Source organism: Oleiphilus sp. HI0123 (assembly GCF_001635315.1).
Genome location: NZ_LWGE01001142.1, coordinates 1 through 8,866, shown reverse-complemented (window position 1 = coordinate 8,866; position 8,866 = coordinate 1). Strand labels below are relative to the sequence as shown.

The following is an 8,866-nucleotide window of genomic DNA, read 5'->3' as shown; positions in this document are numbered from 1 at the left end:
AGCCATAAGCGTGCTTGACAATCACGTCTCGTGTTGTAGTATGTGATTGTGGTGCACGTTTAGCGCATAGAGGGCGTAAATGATGATTAAAACATACATGACGGCAGCTCAGCTTGCCGAGGTTATTCCTTATCATAAGAAATATATAAATGACTCATTGAAAGATACGTATCTTTTTGAGGGGGTTCATTACATTCGGCCATTTGGAGGGAAGAGGGTTTTATACATTTGGGAAGAGGTTGAGAAAACACTGTTTACAACATCGATAGAGAATTCAAACGATGTTATTCCAATGATGAATGGGGGAGCGTGCCGTGTCTAGCATAGGTGTTCGTAAAAATGGATATCTGCATTTTGATTTTCGTTTTGAAGGAAACCGCTGTCGTGAATACACGCGTCTTAAGGATACGGTCGCTAATCGCAAAAAGATGCAGGCGGTGCTGGCTAAGATAGATGCGGAAATCACCCTTGGTTCTTTTGATTATCAAGCTTACTTTCCTGCAAGTAAAAAAGCTCAAGGACAAAGTGAAACACTCGTAAAAAACTCTACCCCTTTGTTCAGAGATTTTTGCGAGGCTTGGTTTAATGAGAATGATGTTAGGTGGAAACAATCATATACAAAGATAATTAGAGGCACAATCGACAACTATTTGGTTCCTGAATTTGGCTCCCTCAATGTTAACGCTGTGGAGCGCCACTTAATTCTGAAGTTTCGCGCTGATCTTGCTCGCAAAAGTACTGACGAGAAGCGCTCTCTCAGTAATGATCGTATTAACCATATCATGACGCCTTTACGGATGATTCTAGAAGAGGCTGCAGCGAGATATGAGTTTCCAAACCCATTCTTTAAGATTAAGCCTCTTAAAGTTGAACAAAGCCAGGTAGATCCTTTTTCTTTAGAAGAGGTTCAAACGATTGTTAGTAACGTTCGGCCAGACTATCGAAACTATTACATTGTGCGCTTCTTCAGCGGCTTGAGAACTGCGGAAATTGACGGTCTTCGATGGGATCGAGTAGATTTTCAGCGAAAAGCGATTAGTGTAAGTGAAACCATTGTACAGGGGCGTAAGGAGACACCAAAGACGCAGTCATCATACCGAGATATATCGATGTCAGGGCCTGTCCTCGACGCGCTAAAAGCTCAAAAAGAGAATACATATAAAGACAGTGAATATGTTTTCTGTACTCGAAATGGCGGGCCATTGAATCACCGTAATGTCACGCAGCGAGTTTGGTACCCGCTATTAAAAACGCTAGGTATTAAAAAGAGAAGGCCGTACCAATCTCGTCACACTGCTGCAACATTGTGGCTAGCTTCAGGGGAAAATCCTGAATGGATAGCGCGCCAGATGGGGCACTCTAATACAAAAATGCTGTTTAGTGTTTACTCACGTTTTGTCCCCAACCTCACGAGACAAGACGGTTCGGCAATGGATTCTTTATTGTCGAGTCGTTTTGATGGTCAATTTATTCCAAATATGGAAGAAGGTGAAAAATAATATGACAATGCTATACGTAGTTGATAATAAAAATACTTTTGAGCGACTTCAATTGGAGGTCGACTCCACCGTAGGTAATCTAGGGGAGGGGTTGTGTTTCCGGTTCGGTATCCCAAAGTACGAACGTCAGCTCGTGACGTTCTTTGGTAGCCTTTCAAATAGCGATAACTATGCGGCAGTTTCCAACTGGGTTTATGAGATGATCATCAGTTCGGAGGCGATCACCCAGGCAGAGCTTACCGAAGAGATAGAGAGCAAATTCAACGCTAGGCTTTCTGAACTGTATTGATATAGGCATCACTTATAGTTTTAACTTTAGTAGTTGTAGATTCAAGCAATCATCGCAACACCCTTATCAATCATGTGCGATGGAGTCTTAAATTTCAATGTCTTTCTAGGTCGTTCGTTTAATTGGGTAGCTACCTCATTTAACCGCTCTTGTGTATGTGGCGATAAGTCAGTTTTCTTCGGAAAATACTGCCTAATTAGGCTATTGGTATTTTCATTTGTACCACGTTGCCATGGGCACTGAGGGTCACAAAAGTAAACTGGCAAACCAATTTATTTCGTTAGCTCAGCATGTTTCGCAAGCTCCATACCTCTATCCCAAGTCAAAGACTTCCTATATTGTTCCGGCATCTTCTTAAATGTGGCGAGCAACGCCTGGTGGACAGATTTAGCATCTTTACCCGCTAATTTGAGGATGATAGTAAATCGAGATTTTCTATCAACTAACGTGGCAATATGGGTGTTTTTTGTTCCTGATACCAAATCGCCTTCCCAATGACCAAGAGACTTACGGTTCTCTATATTCTTAGAGCGGTCATGGATTGATATCCCGTTAACAATATTGGTGAAGCTTCTATCTCCGCTTCGACGGTGGTGCCGACTATGGCGCATTGGCCTGCTTCGACGGAGGTATTGAGTGAATGAGTGGTGAATAACGCCTTTAGCGCGGACATATATTGATTTATAGATTGTCTCATGTGAGACCCGCATATTCTTTCTGCGGGAATACTCTACATGTAACCAGCCTGATATTTGTTCTGGAGACCACTTCAGCTCTAGCTTCGACATCACAACTAGCCTCAACTCTGGATTAAGTTCTAAAGCTCCAAACTTAGGCCGCTTGGCCATACGTTTCGCGCGATTATCGGCATCAACGGCTTTGTAATAACGTCGTCCACGATTACGAGCAACTTCTCTGGAAATAGTGGAAGGAGAACGGTTCAGCATACGGGCAATAGCTCTGATCGACATCTTCGCTGATAGCGCCACTCTGATTTCTTCTCGTTCCTCGAGAGTTAGATGCTGTGAGTTTCTTGTTCTTGGGCTCGGTTTAATGCCGCCTGACTCACGTAAAGCTGTGAATACAGTGCCAGGTGCGGCGTCCAGTACTCGGCCGATATCACTGAATCCTGTTCCTTGTTTCCATAAGTTGAAGACAAGATCTTTCTCGCCCTGGGTAAAAGTTCGCTTTGCTCGTTTCATCAAAAGTACTCATGCAAATCAGTATTTTAGTCCAACTGTTGCAATGACCATTTGAATCTACAGTGTTATTGCTTGTAAAGCTTGCGGTTTAGATACCAAGGCCTGTTGTCGTAGTGATTACTTCAGATCAGCTATAAAATGGCTATTGACCTTGCAGAAGGAAACCTTAGTTCATTTGAACTCACAACCCAAACTAGCCCTTCAGCTCAATTTCTGCGTTCGAGCTCAATAAGTCGCAAATTTTCTGGATACGGACGTTCAGACTGCCTCTAATACACCCCGCTCAAATACTAACGATTTGCGGCTTTCGACCCTTTCCAGACGTTCGTTAAAAATCTAGCGTACATATAATGTTTAAAGCAGTCATTCAGAACTCGTAACAGTAGTCTAGAATTTCCTTAAATCCCAATTCTTCTCGCTCTAGTTTCTTTTCTAATTCGTTTAGTTGCGAGATAGTGGGTAACTCGTTAGATCCTGATACTTTAACCGAAAACTCTACTTTGTAATTCTTGCCTATCTTGGTGAGCTCGTGGCTTAGCTGGTTTAATATTTCATCTCTTAACGTAAGTTGATTTCGTCGGAAACGTATTAGTCGATGACAATCGAAGAAGTCTGAGCGTTGTGATGAATCGTATTTCCTTCCAGTCCAGCCGGTATTTTTCGTCGCATGATAGAAGGCATCATCTCGCGTTTCTTTCCATTCACCGAAATTGAAATCACTAGTAGGGTTTGGATTCTCGTAGGTGGCCTGTGCATTGAAATTGGTTTCATCAAGATTGTGTTTATCAAGAGTAGAAAATGTTTTGTTTTGTTTTGATAACATGCGTTTCAAAGGCTTAGGCATGCTGAAACTCATTAATCTAGAGTTATCTAATATACGTATTACTCTAGGAATATCCTCGTCATCTTTATCCCAGTGTCTTTCTACCCGCTTGGGAACCCATTGAATAAGTGTTCCAAAGAGGCTAACTATACCAACTGAACTTAGCGACGTTATATGTATTTTTTCTTGTTCTTCGTGAACGAAATAGTATGCTTTTCCGCACCAAGTAAGCGACTGGGTTATTTCCTCTAATAGCCGACGAATTATTTCGTCATTTCCAGATAGTGAGTGTGGCTTCTTAATACTGAGAAGCAACTTCTGTGTGAGATCGGAATCATTCGAATCTATTTCGAACAGCTTTCCTTTTCCACGGTTCATTAAACTAAAAACCCTTGAAAAGTCATCATCAAACATTCCACGATGGAACTCTCTAGTATTCTCTCTAGGATTTATAAAGATTTTATCAACTAGCTCAACTTTCTCATCTCGAAAGCCAAACCAGTGTAAGGGCTCATCCCTAGTGATTTTCATGTTTTACCTCTTCATCCTCTTCCCGTAATCGTCTAGCAAGGCCAGTAATCTGATGGTCGACATCGAAGTCAATTGGTTTAAGTTGAGGTAAAACTTGTTTTGCAAAAAAAAGATGAGACGCTTCAGAAAGTGGGTCTAGAAATTCATTCACTATTTTATCTGGATGTTGATTACCTCTTCTTGTATCTCCTTGGCTTAGAAAACCATCTTCTCTAGCTCGACGTTCAAAAGACATTTTCCAGTTAATCCGGATTAGGTCTCGAGGAGAAGCACTCATACTGAAGCTTCTAGTGTTTGAAAGAAGTAGCATTCGTTTGAGATATTGTTCTTTATCCTTAATGGATTTAATCCACGAATCAAATTTGGAAAGAGCGTTAGTTGATAGTTTTTTGTTGTCGAAATAAGCTCCATATAGAATCGCAAAGCCTAATACGGAAGCCATATCATTGATAACGGTTGAGAAAAGATGGAGTCGAAATTCGTCGTTTACATCGAGAGAGGGATCCTTGAATTTCGAATTTTCTGCGAGGAAGCCGAGGGATAAGAACATTGGAAGGACCTTGTCTAGCTTGCTTTCATCGTTTTGTTCAAGAGCACTTATACAAGCTTCGGCAAGTTCGAAATAAATTTGTCCAAAATGATCCGGAAGTTGCTCATCGTGTCTTGGTTCGAAGATATGGTGAACGATGGATCCGCTACCTAATTTCGTAATGGCTTCATCTCTAGAAGAAGCAAGTTGTTTAGTTAATGTGGCGACATCAATATCAGGAAATATGTACGGCTTTTCGTTGTAGTGTTCATATCCTTGATATCTCTCTATTAGCCGAGATATCTCGTCAAACCAACGAGGTAGTTTCCAGTAACTATGTAAGCTTGATAGGACAACCTGTGTTGCGGCCTCTGACATTTTTATCTTTACAAGTGACTCTACAAAACTTGGAATAATATCCTTAAAAAAATCGCATATTTCGGGTAGCAATATTGAGTAGTGCTGAAGTAGTCTCTGGACTGCTAATTGTTGAACGTATTTTGGTTTAGATAGGCGTTTTCCTTCGATTTTTTTCTCGAACTCTATGCGTTTAGCGATTATGTCTAGCTCCAGTTGCAAAAAGGAGGGTAGGCGCTGCATAGCCTTCTCATTCCATTCATCGACCTCAAAAAAACGTTTCAAGTCTTTCTCAAAGGTTATCATTCTGCGTAAAGTTTCGATGCATAGGTTGCTTCCCAGCGTAACCCATGTATCTGCGATACCAATTATTATTCTTGAGTTGTTTGAGTCGGCTGTTATATCTGGATATTCGAACGCATGCTCTATGATTTCCTTGAACTTTTTTATCTCTTTGATTCCAATGTCAAATTGAAATCGTTCTGAATATGCTGGAATACGACTTGAAAACTTACTGATGAGATTTAAGGCTAAATTTAAGTCTCCGTCTTGAAATGCTAACTCGACGTGGCCGGCCAATTTATTAATAATTTCATTTTCAAGCCACTGATGATCTGGCTTCATTTCGACAAGCATTTCCTGGCTACACGTTCTTAATGCCATAGAAGTTGCGCTGTCCCCAGCCAAAAACCACTGCTTGTGTTTTTGTAGTCGAGGGAACCAATAACTATCTTGGTCGATTGTGTGTTTCTGTTGAATGTAGTGCAGCAATAAGGCTGAATAATCTTCGCTAAGCTGTGGTAGATTGTCGTCCAACCCTTCCTTGTCAGCTTTGACTCGATCATCAATATAAAAGAGTTGATTTAGGGCCCGTTGTGCTGCTTTAGAATGATAATTTGATAACGAAACTGAATTACGACGGTTTGCCGCACCCTTAATATCGTCAGCTATGTTTGGTAGTATTTCACTTCGAACCAGCTGGTTAAGGTCAAAAAAATTGAACAATCTCTGACCTAAAGGAAATAATGCTAAAGCGCTCAGTAAAGTCAAAACTGTGCCTGTTAAGTAGATGAGTATACCTGGCTCGACCCCAAGCAGAGGTAATGCAGTTGCAACCAAGCAGAAAACCGCTGCAAGCACTAAAACACGTGAATAAATACTTCCAACTTGCTCATTAGTTAGCATTTGTATTATGTCACGACGAAGCTTTGTATAACCGGTGCTCAGTATAATTCCAATTGTGGCGAAATAGATCGAGAATATTGCTGTGAGTAATTGGGCATATAGTCTGAGCTGATCAATATTAAATTTCATTTCTTCGAGACTAAATGGCGATAGTAAAGAAAGGTCGTTCTCAAGATGATCTTCAGCAAGGATTAGAATTGCTAAACATAAAACAACCCAGAATAGACTTTTCATCCCAAGCCATGTGAAGGAGCTTAAAATATTGAAGTTATACTTTGCTTTGTTGGTGGCGATGCGCGTTTTATAAGCATTGCGCTCTAAGATGAAACCAATCGATCTTAACCATGATTGGATTTTCCAAAACCAAGGCTTTGAATTCATCCAGATTTTAAATCTGTTAATCAAGTATGTTCCCTCTTATTTTTTGCTATTGATAAATAGCTGGATCCTTTCCTGTTTGCTAGATTTTGGAGCCAAACATATAAGATGAGTGTTACAGATTATACAATTGATCGGAAGCCATTTTTCTATTAATGCTTTGAAGTAGTATTAAGATAACCTGAATGTCCGCTTCTGGCCGTTAGTAGGCAAAGTACTATGTTGTAGTGGCAAACTAATTTTGGCCAGGGTCCGCTTTCGAGCTTTTACCGTCGTTGGCTAACCACTCAAAGAAAGGGAAATCAGCGATTCCTAAAGACTGTGAAAAGCCTAAAGCGGGCATTCAAATTGTCGCCGAACAACGAACCATGCCACCAAGCTATTGATCGGAGTTATTAAGGTACCAGTATATAAATGAAGCTAGCTCTTCATTAAAGTCAAACACTACAATGTAGTGAGAAGAATTGAAAATATAATAAAATTCGGGTGCTCGCTTTATTTTTACACGAATCAAGCTAGCCCTTTGTCCATTTTCTCTAGAGATTATAAATCTACTTAACTCGCGGTCATTACAGATATCACAATCGTGAATTCCACCGAAAGTTATCATACTTGCTGGTACCATATCATTTACTACGGCTAGCATTTCACACCCCAGATAGCTATGCATAGGCGTTTGTGCGAGATGCACTTGTCCCTGAACACTCTCAAGCCTGTACCTTTCTGGCAAGATAAGTTCAAAGTAAGGCGTTTGGTAAGAAGATAAACCTGGAAACAAAAGGCCTGCCTTTAATAAGTCATTGCTTTTAGAGTAATGACTTTTGAATTTTTCAAAATTCGAGACCTCTTTGCTTTTGATGTCTTCTATAGAACAACGCTCAGATGCACTAGATGCAAAGCTCGCACACAGTAAAATCAAAACCAGGTATTTCATAATCACGGCTCCCGAAGATTGTGTTGTTTCGAGTAAAACCTAAAGACATCTTCACTTTTGTGATCATTAAAGGTCGTAGCATCGATAGTCGAGTTAGTGAAATCTATAAACGCACTAGCTCTCTCAAGAGCTGTAACACCAGTAAAAATATCGTAGACCTGCTCTAGTACATTGGGTATCTCAGACAAAGCTAAGACGTTATAGTCTGCTCTTATCATTGATAAGAAGCCGCCTCTTCCAAGCAAACGAACTCTTATGTAATCACGTCTAATGCCCTTAGGTAAATAAGCATCTTCAGGATCATTAACGCTAGGAATGTACTCCGCTAGTTCATTAATACCATCTTGATCAAAAGTCATTCCATAAGCTTTATGTCCTGCGACTAAAAGGTCATTTGCAGTAAATCCTTTGATTTCTTTAACATATAACTGTCTAGTATCATCGTCCATAACTCTAGTTGTGAGTTCATTAAACAAATGAACCATAGCTGCGGTCATAGCGCCTTGCAGGAAGTCACCACCGGTAGCCCTAGAAGCCAGTCCACCAAACGTCGCAACGGCCACTGTTCTTTGAATGCTTAAAGGGTCACCATAACCTCTTGTAGCAGCACTGCCAATCTTCGAAGCCAAGGCCGAAACAGCCCCATGAATAAACTTATCCCCTCGAAGGTCTGCTATGACACCGTGTAGGACAGCCATAGTAGTTTAAAATAATAAAGAACGGGTATTAAGTTTTGAGATAAAAGTCTGGTTTTTGTTAGGAGAAGCATAAATTTTTTTTATGCTTCTAAGCTATTCAGTTAAAAAAGTGATTTGTGTCACTAAATATATCTGTTTTATTAGCAGCGATACTCAACCAAGCGTGCTGCTAGTGATAAATGTTACGATCGTCGTATCGATGGTATTAACATTCATAATTTTGTCTAAGAGAGGTCACAGTAGGTAAATCCCTAAACCGCTTATGAATCGAGTTGCTAGATCATCGATTATAACAGTCTTATTTCGTTACGGCTCTGATGTATGAAGTTGGTTTATGTGAGCTCTGCTTCACTTTCTTTGTGTGTTTGAACTAAAGCCTATCTCCGTGATAAACTAAGCGTATTATTTAAATGGATTTAGAGAGTCTGTAAGCCAAAGGGA

General features: G+C 40.4%; 6 protein-coding genes and 1 pseudogene. 2 read left to right on the top strand and 5 right to left on the bottom strand.

Annotated elements, in window-relative coordinates; translation table 11 throughout:
- Positions 1–314 precede the first annotated feature (314 nt).
- The gene (locus A3761_RS12025) at positions 315–1,499 is read left to right on the top strand and encodes a site-specific integrase (protein ID WP_231878239.1); all 1,185 of its coding nucleotides are present in this window, start codon (positions 315–317) and stop codon (positions 1,497–1,499) included.
- A gap of 1 nt (position 1,500) precedes the next feature.
- On the top strand, positions 1,501–1,788 hold the full coding sequence (locus A3761_RS12020) for a hypothetical protein (protein ID WP_068567069.1): 288 nt from the start codon (positions 1,501–1,503) through the stop codon (positions 1,786–1,788).
- Between the two features lie 41 nt (positions 1,789–1,829).
- On the opposite strand, the pseudogene A3761_RS12015 reads toward A3761_RS12020, so the two are convergent.
- From A3761_RS12015 to A3761_RS11995, 5 genes and pseudogenes are all read right to left on the bottom strand, one after another.
- Positions 1,830–2,990 (bottom strand): annotated as a pseudogene (locus A3761_RS12015) (IS30 family transposase).
- A gap of 367 nt (positions 2,991–3,357) precedes the next feature.
- Positions 3,358–4,344, bottom strand: a complete 987-nt coding sequence (locus A3761_RS12010) for a hypothetical protein (protein WP_068750270.1) — start codon at positions 4,342–4,344, stop codon at positions 3,358–3,360.
- Positions 4,331–6,796: a hypothetical protein gene (locus A3761_RS12005; protein WP_068567525.1), complete on the bottom strand. Its 2,466-nt coding sequence runs from the start codon at positions 6,794–6,796 to the stop codon at positions 4,331–4,333. Before A3761_RS12005 ends, A3761_RS12010 begins: the two co-directional genes overlap by 14 nt.
- Positions 6,797–7,172: 376 nt before the next feature.
- The gene (locus A3761_RS12000; protein WP_068567434.1) at positions 7,173–7,727 is read right to left on the bottom strand and encodes a hypothetical protein; all 555 of its coding nucleotides are present in this window, start codon (positions 7,725–7,727) and stop codon (positions 7,173–7,175) included.
- A 2-nt stretch (positions 7,728–7,729) separates the two neighbouring features.
- Positions 7,730–8,425, bottom strand: coding sequence for a hypothetical protein (locus A3761_RS11995; RefSeq protein ID WP_068739383.1), 696 nt, complete (start codon positions 8,423–8,425; stop codon positions 7,730–7,732).
- Between the last annotated feature and the right edge of the window lie 441 nt (positions 8,426–8,866).